Consider the following 14,522-nt stretch of genomic DNA (forward strand, 5'->3'; position numbering starts at 1 on the left):
ATAAAAATATTTGTCCCAAAGCATGATATGACTGATAACATCTTTCAATGACCATTTCCCTTCTGAAATGGGACTATTCCAATGTTCCTCATCTATAGTCTTTAACTCTTGTACAAAATCAATAAAGGTTTTGAATTCTTCTACCATTTCCAAAGAGGTCTTCGCCATGTACATTACTCCTTTGAGTTGTTTTTTATATCCTTTGCCCCAATTTCTTATAACGTTTCTTGTATCTACGAACCCGAGAGGCTTAAGGCGTGCACACGCCGGGTCCGACGGACTTAGCCACGCAGAGTTGTGAGCTGAATTCACTTCTTGCCTATTCCTCCTGCGAACCAAGAGCCGAACGGCTCGCAGTGTAGATATGTTGTTAAGCGAAGTTACTGACTTCATTGAATCACCAAGTATCTAATTCCTAGTTCAACATTATACATACTAATAGTGATATAATTATAAAAAAATCTTCGAGGATGATACCATGCCTATATCGATGTCAATAAAACTCCCTTATAAAAAAATCAACAAGAAAACCATAAATAAATTTTATCAATTGGCTACAAATTTAATGACTTTGCATGGAATCGATGATTACAATCAGATAATACAACAAGTAAGTATCAATAATGATAAGAGTATAATTTTTGATTTCAGTTCTTTCGATGATCTGAATAAGGAAATTTTATTGAAAGAAAGAATCACCTCTATTATCTACACATTCTATACAGCTAGAAATGATTCAATCATAAACAAACTAACATTTAGTCACTTTATAAATGAATTTACATTACTTGAGGTAGAAACTCATGAAAAATCCTTTGCTGAACAAATTTTACTTGAATTTAAAAATCAATTTAAAAATAATCATCAACTAGTTCAAGGCAAAAATAGTATTAGTAATGTAAGTATTTCACCTACTCACAATATGAAAGTTCTCGATACCAATAATAATTCAAAAACTAAATCTTCTAAATGGTTTCTAATAATCTCAACAACTATTACATTACTTGCAGGAATAGCTACTATCATCGAGTTGTTCTTATAATTTTTTTCATTATTTTCAGTAATTTCGCTTAACGTCTCTCGTATTCACGAACCCGAGAACCTTAAGGTCACGAAGTGACCGGCCGCGATGCGGTTAGGTTCGCAGGGTTGTCCGCTTGATTCAGCTTCCTCGAAAATGTCTCGGGCGGACCGAGCAGCCGCAAGGCTGCGATGCGTGAATACGATGTTATATGAAGTTACTGTCTCCTTCGGAATACTCACAAATGCTTCTTCAATTCAATGAAATCTCTATACTTATCATGGAGTTGAATTTTATTCATAATTGATTCTTTAGTGTTTTTATCAATTAGATCCGCCTCAAAGTTTAAGTTTTTATATCCATCAAGCATTTCTAGGATTGAGTAAATTACCTCTTCGATTATTTCAGTTTGTATTGATCGAAACTTCGATGCGCTGAATACTTCCCCGAGTTCTTCATAAGCCTCTTTATGTTCTGTCCATGTCATTTTTGAGTTTTTATCTAAGCTTGAAGTACTTAGGTCGACATAAGTTTCTTTGATATCTTCTAATTCTTGAAATAAGCTATTTAATTTGTCATTTATAACCGTCATAAGATCTCCCTATCTTGTCTTTCTTTATCAGCAGTAATTTCATATAACGTTCTTGTATTCACGACGTCCATTCCCCTTAGATAGCTCTTATCTTAGGGGAATGGATGTATCTGCCAGAATCTTCTTCTTCGATAATACTTCTTGGCAGATCTAGGGCCGAATGGCCCGCAGCGTGAATACTGTGTTATATGAAGTCTGAGCCTTCCATGATATGCCTCACAAAATATCTATACCTTAGTTATTAAATTCTATTAAAAATGGTTCTTGTTGGTTTATACAATATTCAATTTGTTCTTTAAAGCTCCTCCAAGTTATCTTTTTCAATGCAACTTCTATTGAAAAATAACCAATTTCATGACTTTCTTCCGAGGTTCTGAATTCACCACCGACGGGTCTTCCCAAAAATAAGGTGTTACAAACAGATGACTTAACATCCTGAAACATCCCACAAAATTTAATAATTTCAATATCTATTCCAGTTTCTTCTTTGGTCTCTCTTATAGCTGCAGAGGATATTGATTCGCCTTCCTCAACACGCCCCCCAGGAATCTCCCATCCTCTCTTGGGCCCATTTATCAATAAAATTTCATTATTATCGTTCAAAACAACCGCGGCAGCGGTCACTATATGCTTCGGAGAATTATCCATTTACTTTGCTCCCTTTCTTTAATAGATTTGCTCAGATTTCATATAACGTTTCTGTATTCACGACATCCGACAAAGTCGGATATGTCCGGCTGATTCATCTCCGGGGCTTCATAACTTCGGCCGGACCAAGGGCCGCAAGGCCCGACGCTTGAATATTATGTTCTCCGATGCTGCTGACTTCTTCGGACTACTCCCATTTACAGATTAAAAGGACCTTCTTGGAGATTACTTCGTTCATATTCGTTTTTTCATCAACGGAAGACATCCTCGAATTTGCTTCGTTCATATCGCTCTTCGTCAACGTAAGACATCCCCGAATCACTTCGTTCATATCGCTCTTCGTCAACAGAAGACATCCCGAATTTGCTTCATCCCTCTTGTTCAGCTTATTTAAATATTGTCTACAGCAGTTTCGGAGAACTCCCAATCCACGAATGTCGCAAATCCCACCCTTTCTCGGTAAAATGCGACATTCGTTTTTGTCTCTTACAGAGTATGTTATGCGAAGTTTCCATTTTATTCAATATCCTTCATCTCTTTCAATCGATCCAATGGGCTCTGGATTCGGCGGATATCTCTGATGCTCACATGTGTGTAGATCTCTGTCGTTTTGGAACTGGCATGGCCGAGCAGTTCCTGAATGTAGCGGATATCTGTTCCCGCTTCCAGCAGATGCGTTGCAAAGGAATGCCTCAGGGTATGCACCGTCGCCGGTTTTTGAATCCCCGCATGCTGCTTGGCTTTTTCAAACACGTGCTGAATGCTTCTCACGGTGATGGGCCTTCCGTCCGTTCCTCCTGGTAACAGCCATTCTCGGGGGCGCTCTGTCTGGATATACTCCTCCAGAAGCTTATATGCGGTTTGTGACAGCAGCGTGTACCGGTCCTTTCTCCCCTTGGCCTGGCGAACATGGATGATACCCCGCTCTGTATCCAGGTCCTGCACTCTCAATCGCACAACCTCACTGATCCGAAGACCCGCAGAGTAAATCAGTGTTAACGCTGCTCGATGCTTGATGTTCGTGACACTGCCGAGCAGCAGCGATACCTCGGAGGCCGAAAGAACGGCAGGGAGCTTTTTCTCACGTTTTGGCCTTGCCCACTCTTTTGGAAAATCGCAAATAGTCCCTTACATCCGGCATCAGCATGTTGTCGATATGTACTCCGGTGAGATGCATGCATCTTTCCAAATGTCCTACATATGCTTTTTCCGTACTTCCGCGGTACCCTTTCAATTTCAACGCATCCGTACATTTTTTCCGCCAGCGTCCGCCCTGAGGCGAGCACCTGCGCAGCTGCGGAAACTGCTCCTGCACGCAAGAATCCCTCCCAACCGGTAAGTCCACAAACCTTCTTACGAACGTATCGATGGTTCCCTCTGTTACCGGAATGCTCCACTGTTTGACGTCCGGATGCCACTTTCGCCCCTGAACGCTGCGCATATGCTCCACCCAATCCTTCTCAGGGGGCATAGTTACCCATAGCCTGCCCTCTGACGCTGTCCTTACTTTAATCTGTTTTCCGTCTATAATTCCTCTCCTTTTTTGAGCTGGAAGGTTAAACACATCTACATAGAATCTGACTAGAATGGTCACGATGCTCCTTCAACTTCGATTCCTAGAACATAGAGATCATATATTTGAGCTCCATGCCCACAAAAAAAAGAGACGGTTTCTCAACCGTCTCCAATACCTTCGGAAACATCACATGCCCTATTCATTAATCTCTTTCGATTGTTACGATTTGCTCTTTGGCATCCCAATTTCCTTGCGCTCCCAGGGCTTTTGTAATAAAGCGCATCGGCACGTAGGCGTAGCCGTCCAGATTTTGCACCGGCTGGCTGAGGGTCTCGGTAACGCCGTCGATGGACGCCTGATTGGAGCCCATTTTCAAGACGATTTTGGAGCCTGTCAGATCGTCGATCAGCGTTATGGATTTCGTCTTCGCGTCCCACAGCAGCTGAGCGTCGAGCTCATCGGCCACATATTTGACCGGCACCATCATGACGTTCTTCACGATGACCGGCTCATAGCCTGGATCATACAGCACGGTTGGATCTTCGTCCGTGTACATATAGAAGGATTTGCTCGTAATGTTCAGGTCATCCTTCAGCAAATGGTACAGATCGGATTGGCGGTCCAGGTGGCGCAGCACCTCGCCTGGTGTCGCCTCGCTTGCGCTGACATCCCACACGCCTTTGGACGTGTCTACGTTATGGATAGTCACCGGCTCGTTAATCTTCCAGGTCTCGGCTTCGGAATGCACCTTCACCTGCTTGATCGGCAGATCCTCGCTAGCCGGAAGCTGTACGGTCAGGTCCATGTTTTGCTTGCGGATGTTGAGCTTGCTGTCGAGCATGAAATCCATGGACAGCACGGTGTTTTTACTCAGCATGTCGCTCAGCTCAGGGGCTTCCCCGAGCAGTTCATCCACGTTCTTGTCATAATCCGGCAGGATTTCATCCAGCGCAGCCATCAGCTCATCCACGGCTTCATTGATGTTCTTTTCCTTTTCGGCTTGACTCGGCGCGGCGGTCTCTTCCTCAGGCGCTCCGGCATAAGCGGCAAACAGCGGATAGTACGCGTCATACAGACGGGTCACCAGTTGCTTTACCCCTTCCTTATCCTTGGAGAGACTTGTCAGGAAGCCTTTTGCCATGCCAACCAGCTCATCCCCGCGGATATCGATATGCAGCTTTTGCAGGGAAAGCGTCTCGCCGTTCACCTTTTCCGACACCGGACTGACCGAGATGGAAGAAGGATTCGGCGTATGCTTCAGCAGGAAGCCGAGCACGTCCTTGTACGTTTGAATCATGCTTTCGTTGTTCATATCGAGACCTGGCATCATCATGCCCAGATCCATGTTTTCCAGCTCCAGCGGCACGGATATCGGCTGCGTCATGCCATCGACCGCCAGGGTCATTGCCTTCTTGTCCATCGCCAGATGGAAAGGCAGCTTCTTGCCCTTCACCTGGACCGATCCTTCAAGCGATGCCGTGTTGGCATCCTGCATGGCGGCCTGATCGATCGTAAGAGACAATGAGTTCAGCAGCTCGATCGCCTTCTGGTCGTCTTCATTCAATTTCCCGTCTACCGGGACCAACTGCAGAGACAGCGTCTGCTTCGACATGGATGATTTGACATCCAGCGTGCTCAGCGCAGCTTTGCTGACATCCACGCCGCCAACGGCTTGACAGCCTGCAAGCAGCACCAGCAGCAGAGGCAGCACCGCGGTGATCCCCCATTTGAAACGCTTCATCATTATGTTCCTCCTTATGTATCCATGATGATTCATGGCTTTTCCATATCCCGGTAAAATATCCGGTTGAATATAGTATGCCAGTGCTTATCCGCTCATGTAAATACAATATTTAATAAATCTATATTTTCTGATAACCTGTGCTTTCCGCGCAAAAAAAAGCCTCCCCCGGCGCTGCTGCGGCAGTTCGCCTGGAGAGGGCTTGATTCCATGATATGCTGAGAGCTTCGGCATTTTTTCGTATAACCGATGGAGCAAAAATTTCTTATGCGGATGCCTCCACCCTTTTGCCAACGATGACCAGATCCCGCTCGATTCCATCCAGCTCGGCCACGCCGGGCAGAAAGCCCCAATCCTCAAATCCGTACTTTCGCAGCAGCTTCAGACTCGGATCATTATGTCCGAAAACAAAGCCGACAAGGCGCTTAATGCCCAGCTCCGGGCAGGCTGCAAATGCCTTTTCCAGCAAAATCCCGCCTACACCCTTGCCGCGGCAGGCTTCCGATACATAAATGCTGATCTCAGCCGTCGCGTTATACGCGGCCCGTCCGTAAAAGGACTGGAAGCTGAGCCAAGCCAGCGTCTCGCCTTCCGACTTCATGACCCACAGCGGCCGATGATGGCTGTTATGCTCATTGAACCAGCGCTGCCGGCTCTCCACCGTCACAGGCTCCAGGTCCGCGGTCACTTTTCTACCGTCAATCGTGGAGTTATAAATGGCTACAATGGCGGGCAAATCCTCCGTTTGTGCATCTTCGATCGTATAGCTGTCCAGTTTCATGATGCGTTCATTCCCCCTGCGGTGATCCGAATGGTTTTGTCTCTATTTTATCGAAAGAACGCCGGATGCGCTATCGGTCCTTGGCTCCACAGAAGGAAAAGTCCAAATATTATGTATAATCATCCTGCTGCAATAGCTCTCTGAAGCTTCCTTTCTCATTCGCTCACGCACCCGGTCACCTCAAAGAAAGACGATCCTCGATCCCTACCTGCTCGCAGCTCCACGACCATAACCGCTTGGCGTTCTCCTTGCTTTCGGCTTTAGCGGTGAGCTTTTGAGGTTTCTTCTTGTAAAAATACTGCCCGGTGACTCGCTCCATCTCGGGCGCCGTTGCCAGATAAACAGCCGTGTCCGCCCCCTGTTCTGGTGTCAAAAAGAACGGCTTCAGCATCGCCAGCACCGTTTTGCCGAATCCGGTATCGCGGTTGACGCCGATCTGGGTGCCGACAGCCCCCGGATGTACGCAGTTGGCCGTGACATTCGTGCCTGAGAGGCGAGCCGCCAGCTCCTTCGTGAACAGGATGTTCGCCAGCTTCGATTGGGCGTAGGCTTTGGCCGGATTGAATCCCCGCATCAGGAACGGATCGTCAAAATGGATGTTCCCTGCCTTATAGGCGCCCGAGGCGACGGTCACGACTCTACCTTGGGGAGAAGCAATCAGCGTATCCAGCAGCAGGTTCGTCAGCAGAAAATGCCCCAGATGATTGACCCCAAGGTCCATCTCGAAGCCATCGGCCGTTTCTTGCCGCTTGATCATCACGACGCCCGCATTGTTGAGAAGCACGTCCAGCCTGGAATAGCGCTCCTTAAAGGCATGCGCAAAATTCCGGATACTGGACAACTTGCCTAAATCGCAGAGCATCAGCCGGATCTGGTCCGATCCGCTTTGCCGGATGGCCTCCGCCAGCGCCGCTTGTCCTCGCTGTTCATGGCGGCATACCATGATCACCTCTGCACCCTGCTTGGCCAAAGCGACCGTTGAAGCAAGCCCCATCCCTGAATTGGCTCCTGTTACGACCACAACCTTCGACATCCTTATTCCTCCCGTCCCATATTCCATTTAAGGGTTCTACATGTAATTAAACATGTCCGTGTTACCAAATCAATTGTTTTATTTTTCAACATCATCTCCATATTTATCTTCATCTTTATGTTTATCTTCATCTTTATGTTTTCACAGCGAATTTTAATCTCGGACCCTTATGATCAGTTTCAAGAATCCGTTTCTTTTCAATCTTAGGAGGAATTTGAATGAGTATGCCCCTTCATCCCTTGATCGTCCATTTTCCCATTGCGTTATTGTTTCTGGCCGCGGTGGTACAGATTCTTGCCCTATGGCGCCCACGACTTTTTGACTGGCCGGCGGATGCTCTGCTGGGACTGGGGTTTATCAGCGGAATCATAGCCTACATGACAGGAGACGGCGGAGAAGATTATGCCAGATCCGTCTTTGGCGCAACCGGAGCCATGATTCACAAGCATGAAAGCATGGCTTTCGATGCCCTGGTGGTCTTCGGAGTGCTGCTTGCCCTCAAAGTACTGATGCGGCTGCCATGGGTGAAGAAGCGCTTTGACAAAGCACTGCGCTGGGTGGCTCCTCTGCTGCTGGTCATTTCATTGGCGGGGCTCGTACTCATTTATTTGACCGGACACTACGGCGGAGAGATCGTCTATCACGGCGGCACTGCGCAATAGGGCATGTTCTATTTAAAATGTTCAGCTGGCTTCTCCTTGTATTCCATATGAAACGCTAAACACCTGTCTGCACGTCGATGCAGTCAGGTGTTTTTATTTTTGCAGCCCGCGGCTTTATAATAGGTAAGAATAGAAATCCGAACCAGAGGAGGTGCACCGGATCTTCATCCGGATACCCTATGAAACTTGGACAACGAATCGCTTCGATTGAACTATATGCGCAGCCCGGTGCTGCCGAGCCTGCTTATCAGCCTGTGCTGCTGTGGGATGACAACGGCGCCACGCTGGTGGACACAGGCAATGTCGGTCAAATGGATCAGCTTACCCGGGCCGTGCAGGATGCCGGGCTTCAGCTATCTGATATTAAACGGATTATTATCACGCATCAGGATATTGACCATGTCGGCAATTTGGCCGCTTTAACGAAGGCCTTCCCGGAGATTGAGGTCTGGGCACATCCGGACGACATCCCCTATATCACGGGCGCAAAACGCATCATCAAAATGACGGACGAGCGATTGTCCCGCATGCCGGAAGAGGCAAGGAACCCGATCCTCGCACTGTTCGACCAGCTTCCCTCCATTCGCATCTCCCGGGAACTCCGGGACGGTGAAACGCTCGATATCCATGGAGGCATGCAAGTGATCCATACGCCGGGACACACGCCGGGACATATCTGCCTGTACCTGCCAGAGGACAAGCTCCTGCTTGCCGCAGATGAGCTGCGTGTGGTGGACGGCGAGCTCGTCGGCCCGGCAGAAGCCTTCACGCCGGATATGAAGGAAGCCGTACGAAGCATGCATAAGCTGGCCGGCCTTCCGCTCGACGAAGTATTCTGCTATCACGGCGGCCTATATGACAAGCATCCTGCCGCGCGGATCGCCGAGCTCATTCAAAGTCTGGAGCAGCAGTGAAATATGAAATGGACCCTTCAGGCATATGAAGCTTGGGTGGTATAATAGGATCTATCGATGTATTTCCGCCAGCGACGACAACGCCTTTGGTGGAAGTTTGACCCTTGAACGAACAACCTTGGTTTGGAAAGGAAGACCTGAATATGAGCAGCCGTATTGAACAATTGGAACAATCGATGAATGACCAGGGACTGGACAGCCTGCTGGTGACCGACCCCAAACATGTGTATTACCTGACCGGATTCGCAAGCGATCCGCATGAGCGTTTTCTTGGCCTCCTGCTGTCGCGCGGAGAAGAGCCGCTGCTGATCGTGCCCGCACTGGACGCCGAAGCTGCGAATGCAGCCTCCAGCGTTACAAAAATCGTTACGCACAGCGATACCGACAACCCTTACCAGCTGCTGCAGCAGCAGTTTAAAGGCAGCGTGGGAACACTTGGCATCGAAAAGGAGCAGCTCACCGTTGCACGCTACGAAGAGCTGTCCGCATCCGTATCGGCTGGGCAGTTTGCCGATATCGGGCCGCTGCTCCGCAGCATGCGCGTCAACAAATCCCCTGAAGAAATCAAACGCATGAAGCATGCGATGGAGCTCATCGAGGAAGTGCTCCGCCAAGGACTGAAAAGCGTGAAAACCGGCGTCACCGAAATCGAGATCGTGGCCGAGCTCGAGTATCTGATGAAGAAACTCGGCGCGCAGGGTCCATCCTTCGACACGATGGTGCTGTCAGGTCCAAAGACCGCGCTGCCGCACGGCACACCGGGCGACCGCAAGATCCAGCATGGCGACCTGCTCATGTTCGACATGGGCGTCTACGCGGATGGCTATGCCTCCGATATTACCCGCACCTTTGCGGTAGGTGAGATTTCACCCGAACAGAAGAACATTTACAACGCGGTGCTCGAAGCCAATTTGCAGGGCATTCAGGCGATCAAGCCCGGCGTAACCCTGGCATCGGTCGATCAGGCAGCCCGCGCAGCGATCGAAAAAGCCGGCTACGGTCCTTATTTCCTCCATCGCCTGGGTCATGGCCTCGGCATGGACGTGCATGAATATCCTTCCGTTCACGGCAACAATACCGACCTGGTTCAGCCGGGCATGGTATTTACCGTTGAGCCGGGGGTCTACGTGGCGGGACTTGGCGGCGTACGGATCGAGGACGATATTTTCGTCACGGACAACGGCGTCGAGGTGCTGACCTCCTACCCCAAAGAGCTGATCACGCTCGAAGGCTGATCGTCGCCTTGACGGCCTGAATCATCAAAAAACCGGAAGCTTCATCCCGTGCGGGGATGCTGCCTCCGGTTTTTTGTTGCAGTCTTATGATGAATGAGTCAAACCCTCTATTCCTTATCCTCATCGGCAAATTTGAAATCGCGGGCAATGTAGAGAAATGGCGTTCCCACGGCTGTAAGCACGAACTTGATGATATACGTCGTCAGGAATACCTCCAGCCAGATCGTCCAGGTAAACCCTTCTCGTCCGGCAAAAGCGATCACGCAGAAAATGAGCGTGTCCACGAGCGAACTGATCATCGTGCTGCCGTTGTTCCGGATCCAGAACTGATGACGCTTGCCGTAAAATTTGCGGATCCAGGTGTACAGCTTCACGTCGAGGAACTGGCTTACGAAATACGCCGTCAGACTTCCCAGCGCAAGCCGCGGCATCAGGCCGAAAATGCTTTGCAGCGCTTTTTGCATCTCGTCGTCACTTCCGCCGAGCGGCGAGAAGTACAAAGCCATCTGCATGAGCACCGTGGTCATGATCAGGGTGAAAAAGCCGAACCAGACCGCCTTTTGCGCTTCCTTCCTGCCGTACTTTTCGTTCAGCAGATCGCTTGTCATATACAAGCTGACGTACATCGTATTGCCGAGCGTCATGGCAATGCCGAAAATATCGATCGTTTTGGTCACCTGAATGTTGGCTACCACGGTCGCAACACCGATCCAGGCGTATAAGCCCTTTTTGCCGAACAGACGGTAACACAGTAAATACAGCGAAAAATTAACGAGTACGTAAACGATACCCCATAGCAAGTTAAACATGGTGCTTCCTCCTAGTTTTGATTACGCGGGATGGTTACGAACCGCGGTTTTTAAGCCCGGCGTGTCACCGGACAAAAACATGTTCTAATGTAACATAATCTCGCCTTCGTGGCTACGATTATTTTAGGGGATGCCGCGAATGAAGACAAACCGCTGTCCTCGTAACAAAAAAAGAGCCCCGGCTTTCAGCCGGGACTCTGCTCTTAGGTTTGAAATTCAGATTTAAGCTTGAACGGCGTTATCGAGATCCACATGATTGTTGAAGACGTCATGATCGTTCTCTTTCAGCACCTTGCTGGATACGAGCCCTGCCACCATCGAGTCGTTGACGTTCAGCGCCGTACGGCCCATGTCAATCAGCGGCTCAACCGAGATCAGCAGACCCGCCAGCGCGACCGGCAGGTTCATCGTCGACAGCACGATCAGGGAAGCGAAGGTTGCACCGCCGCCTACACCCGCCACGCCGAAGGAACTGATGACCACGATCAGAATCAGCTTCACGATGAAGCTCCAGCTCAGCGGATCAATGCCGACCGTCGGTGCGATCATGCAGGCGAGCATGGCCGGATAGATGCCGGCACAGCCATTCTGGCCGATCGTTGCGCCAAACGTCGCGGACAGGTTCGCAATCCCTTCGGATACGCCCAGTCTCTTCGTTTGGGTCTCCACGTTCAGCGGAATCGTCGCCGCGCTAGAGCGGGACGTGAACGCGAATGTCAACGTAGGCAGCACTTTTCTGACATATTGGATCGGATTGAATCCGAACAGCGCGATGATGATCAGGTGAATGATGAACATAATCGCCAAAGCGACGTAAGAAGCACCCACAAATTTGATCAGCTTGAGGATTTCGTCGACGTTGGTGGTCGCCACCGTCTTCGTAATCAAGGCCAGGATGCCGTATGGCGTCAGCCTCAGCACGAGCGTAACGATCCTCAGCACGACGGCGTAAACGGCTTCAACCAATTTCCGGAATGTTGCGGCCTGCTCCGGCTTTTTGCGGTCAATGCCGAGTACCGCCACTCCGATGAATGCGGAGAAAATAACGACGGCCAGCGTGGAAGAGCGGCGGGCGCCCGTCATATCGGCAAACGGATTCGTCGGTACGAATTCCAGAATCTGCTGCGGAATGGTTTTATCCTGTACATCGCCGAGCTTCTGCTCCAGCTTTTGGCCCTGCGCATTTTCGCGGTCACCCGCTTTAATGTCAATGGCTTTCAGGTTGAAGCTCAGGCTGACCGCAATACTGACGGCCGCTGCGATCGCAACGGTAACCAGCAGCACGGCGATGATCGATCCGCTCATTTTGCCGAGGTTCTGTCTGCCCTTCAGATTCATGATCGCGGAAATGATCGAGACCATGATCAGCGGCACAACCACCATTTGCAGCAGGCCGACATAACCGTAACCCGCCAGGTTGAACCAATCGGTCGATTTCGCAATGACGGCGGAATCAACGCCGAAGATCAGCTGCAAAACAACGCCGAACACGACCCCAAGACCAAGTCCGGTAAACACGCGTTTCGTGAACGAGACATGCTTCTTCTGCATCCAGAGCAATAGTCCGATGAGAGCCAGCATGACGATCACATTGACAATAACCCATAGTGTATTCATCTTCTTATCTGCACCCCTTTATCGTAAGGCCTTGAGTGAATCACCCATCCGCACATGGATGTCCACATGACCTGATTAAAAAATTGTATGTTGGCGGACATGGATTTAAACTTTGCGAAAAGTCAAGTTTTAAGCCTCCAGTCCGAAACTGTTTTTTATATTAGCACAATTCATAGTATTTGGATAGGATTAATTTTAGAAAATGTATAAAGCTTTCTCTTCCAAAAAAAGAAGCCATCCCATGAATGAATCTGGATGACTTCTTACTTCCTTTTTACCCAATTCTATAAAAAATAACCTGAAATGCCCGCGCGCAGCTCCTGCTAAATGCTTTTTCCAAGCAAACCGTAAATTTCGTCCATGCGTAGATGCGCCCGCACCGTTGCGGCGATTCGATCGAATTCTTGTTCCTTAAGCTCCTTTACCGCAACCGTGGTTCCTGTCTGCGCAAGACCCTTAACCGCCCGTATGCCGTTCAGCCAACCGCTGCGGAAGGCGTCATTATGGAACACCCCATGCAGGTAGGTTCCCCAGACCCTGCCGCTGCCCGCGCCGCACCCTTCCGGCTTGCTTACACCGTTCGCTTCTTGAATCTCAAACAAGGGAAATACCTGTTCATCCGGATGATCGAGCGTCTGCGTGGTTCCCATATGGATTTCATATCCTTCGATCGGCAGCGATGCTTCAGGGCTCCCGGCTTCAATCCTCACCGGGCACTCCGCCAGAAGCGTGCCGCTCACGCGTACGGTTCGTTTGTCTCCGGCAAATACCGTCGCAAGCGGCAGGTACCCGAGTCCTTCCGCTTCCGCTGCTTCGGTGCTCTCCACGCCATTCGGGTCGGAAAGCGTTCTGCCCAGCATCTGGTATCCGCCGCAAATGCCGACAAGCTGCGCTTCGCCGTTACACATCACATGCGCGATCGCTGTCTCAAAGCCCTGTTCGCGCAAGAAACCGAGGTCTCCGATCGTATTTTTCGTTCCCGGCAGAATGATCACGTCCGGCATTCCAAGCTCTTCGGCACGGCTGACAAAACGGACTGAAACTCCGGCTTCCGCCATGAGCGGGTCCACATCGGTAAAATTCGATATGCGGGGGCTGCGGATGACGGCAATATCGATATCCGGTGCGATAGAAGCCAATCCCGCCCGGGTCCGGCTTTCGAGAACGACGGAATCCTCCGCCTCCAGCCTCATATCGGGAATGTAAGGCAGCACCCCCAGGACGGGAATGCCCGTCCGCTCTTCCAGCCAATCCAGGCCCGGCTGAAGCAGTGACAGGTCGCCGCGGAACTTGTTGATGATAAACCCTTTGACCCGTTTACGTTCGTGAGGTTCGAGCAGCTCCAGCGTACCGACCAGAAAGGCAAACACGCCGCCGCGATCAATATCGGCCACCAGCAGCACCGGCGCATCCGCCCATCCCGCCAGGTTCATGTTGACGATGTCCCGGTCCTTGAGATTAATTTCAGCCGGACTCCCCGCTCCTTCCATCACAACAATGTCATATTGGGAGCGAAGGCGTCCCAGCGCTTCCATGACCGTTTCTTTGGCGGTCGGCAAATATTTGCTGCGGTAATCCGAAGCGCTCATGTTCGACAGCGGGCGTCCATGAACCACAATCTGGGAATGCATATCGCCCGTCGGCTTGATCAGGATCGGGTTCATGTCGGTCGTTGCGACGATCCCGCAGGCTTCGGCCTGCATGCCTTGAGCCCGTCCGATTTCTTTGCCGTCCTCCGTAACGTAGGAATTCAGCGCCATATTTTGCGATTTGAAGGGAGCCGTACGGAAGCCGTCCTGCATGAAAACACGGCAAAGCGCGGCTGTAATGACGCTTTTGCCTACATCGGATGCGGTTCCCTGCAGCATCAGCACAGCCGCGCTTCCGCCGCTTCCTTCCTGTAAAGCATGCCTCATATTGGCTGTTCCTCCTTCGGTATTCAAGAACAAAGGC

At 50.1% G+C, this 14,522-nt stretch carries 14 protein-coding genes; 4 read left to right on the top strand and 10 right to left on the bottom strand.

The window, feature by feature from the left end; translation table 11 throughout:
* Window positions 1–550 precede the first annotated feature (550 nt).
* Window positions 551–1,042 (top strand): hypothetical protein, encoded by a 492-nt coding sequence (locus PCH05_RS24595; RefSeq protein ID WP_164766792.1) that lies wholly within the window; start codon window positions 551–553, stop codon window positions 1,040–1,042.
* A 217-nt stretch (window positions 1,043–1,259) separates the two neighbouring features.
* Here PCH05_RS24595 and PCH05_RS24600 read toward each other — a convergent pair whose 3' ends face one another.
* The 7 genes from PCH05_RS24600 to PCH05_RS24630 all read right to left on the bottom strand — a co-directional run bounded on the left by PCH05_RS24600 (window position 1,260) and on the right by PCH05_RS24630 (window position 7,332).
* Window positions 1,260–1,613 (bottom strand): hypothetical protein, encoded by a 354-nt coding sequence (locus PCH05_RS24600; RefSeq protein WP_127606908.1) that lies wholly within the window; start codon window positions 1,611–1,613, stop codon window positions 1,260–1,262.
* Window positions 1,614–1,847: 234 nt separating this feature from the next.
* The gene (locus PCH05_RS24605) at window positions 1,848–2,261 is read right to left on the bottom strand and encodes an NUDIX hydrolase (RefSeq protein ID WP_127606910.1); all 414 of its coding nucleotides are present in this window, start codon (window positions 2,259–2,261) and stop codon (window positions 1,848–1,850) included.
* A 516-nt stretch (window positions 2,262–2,777) separates the two neighbouring features.
* Window positions 2,778–3,383: a tyrosine-type recombinase/integrase gene (locus PCH05_RS24610; protein WP_127606912.1), complete on the bottom strand. Its 606-nt coding sequence runs from the start codon at window positions 3,381–3,383 to the stop codon at window positions 2,778–2,780.
* Window positions 3,343–3,732 (bottom strand): hypothetical protein, encoded by a 390-nt coding sequence (locus tag PCH05_RS24615; protein ID WP_127606914.1) that lies wholly within the window; start codon window positions 3,730–3,732, stop codon window positions 3,343–3,345. The genes PCH05_RS24610 and PCH05_RS24615 overlap by 41 nt, the downstream gene beginning before the upstream one ends.
* Before the next feature lie 247 nt (window positions 3,733–3,979).
* The gene (locus PCH05_RS24620) at window positions 3,980–5,518 is read right to left on the bottom strand and encodes a copper amine oxidase N-terminal domain-containing protein (protein WP_164766793.1); all 1,539 of its coding nucleotides are present in this window, start codon (window positions 5,516–5,518) and stop codon (window positions 3,980–3,982) included.
* 265 nt (window positions 5,519–5,783) lie between these two features.
* Window positions 5,784–6,299, bottom strand: coding sequence for a GNAT family N-acetyltransferase (locus tag PCH05_RS24625; protein ID WP_127606918.1), 516 nt, complete (start codon window positions 6,297–6,299; stop codon window positions 5,784–5,786).
* A gap of 175 nt (window positions 6,300–6,474) precedes the next feature.
* Window positions 6,475–7,332 (bottom strand): SDR family oxidoreductase, encoded by an 858-nt coding sequence (locus PCH05_RS24630; RefSeq protein ID WP_127606920.1) that lies wholly within the window; start codon window positions 7,330–7,332, stop codon window positions 6,475–6,477.
* 218 nt (window positions 7,333–7,550) lie between these two features.
* Between PCH05_RS24630 and PCH05_RS24635 the strand changes: the two genes are divergently transcribed.
* The 3 genes from PCH05_RS24635 (at window position 7,551) to PCH05_RS24645 (ending at window position 10,143) form a co-directional block, all read left to right on the top strand.
* Window positions 7,551–7,994, top strand: a complete 444-nt coding sequence (locus tag PCH05_RS24635) for a DUF2231 domain-containing protein (RefSeq protein WP_127606922.1) — start codon at window positions 7,551–7,553, stop codon at window positions 7,992–7,994.
* A gap of 179 nt (window positions 7,995–8,173) precedes the next feature.
* A complete protein-coding gene (locus tag PCH05_RS24640; protein WP_127606924.1) occupies window positions 8,174–8,908 on the top strand; it encodes an MBL fold metallo-hydrolase in 735 nt (244 codons plus the stop codon).
* A gap of 143 nt (window positions 8,909–9,051) precedes the next feature.
* Window positions 9,052–10,143 carry a M24 family metallopeptidase gene (locus PCH05_RS24645; protein WP_127606926.1) on the top strand — a complete coding sequence of 364 codons (1,092 nt, stop codon included), beginning with the start codon at window positions 9,052–9,054 and terminating at the stop codon, window positions 10,141–10,143.
* Between the two features lie 107 nt (window positions 10,144–10,250).
* Here the strand turns inward: PCH05_RS24645 and PCH05_RS24650 are convergent, their stop codons facing one another.
* From PCH05_RS24650 to PCH05_RS24660, 3 genes are all read right to left on the bottom strand, one after another.
* Window positions 10,251–10,952, bottom strand: a complete 702-nt coding sequence (locus PCH05_RS24650) for a queuosine precursor transporter (RefSeq protein ID WP_127606928.1) — start codon at window positions 10,950–10,952, stop codon at window positions 10,251–10,253.
* A 222-nt stretch (window positions 10,953–11,174) separates the two neighbouring features.
* Window positions 11,175–12,569: an L-cystine transporter gene (locus PCH05_RS24655; RefSeq protein ID WP_127606930.1), complete on the bottom strand. Its 1,395-nt coding sequence runs from the start codon at window positions 12,567–12,569 to the stop codon at window positions 11,175–11,177.
* 323 nt (window positions 12,570–12,892) lie between these two features.
* Window positions 12,893–14,485 (bottom strand): cobyric acid synthase, encoded by a 1,593-nt coding sequence (locus PCH05_RS24660; protein ID WP_246049940.1) that lies wholly within the window; start codon window positions 14,483–14,485, stop codon window positions 12,893–12,895.
* Window positions 14,486–14,522: the final 37 nt, after the last annotated feature.

This window comes from Paenibacillus chibensis, from assembly GCF_004001045.1.
GTDB classification, from domain to species: Bacteria; Bacillota; Bacilli; order Paenibacillales; family Paenibacillaceae; genus Paenibacillus_AQ; species Paenibacillus_AQ chibensis.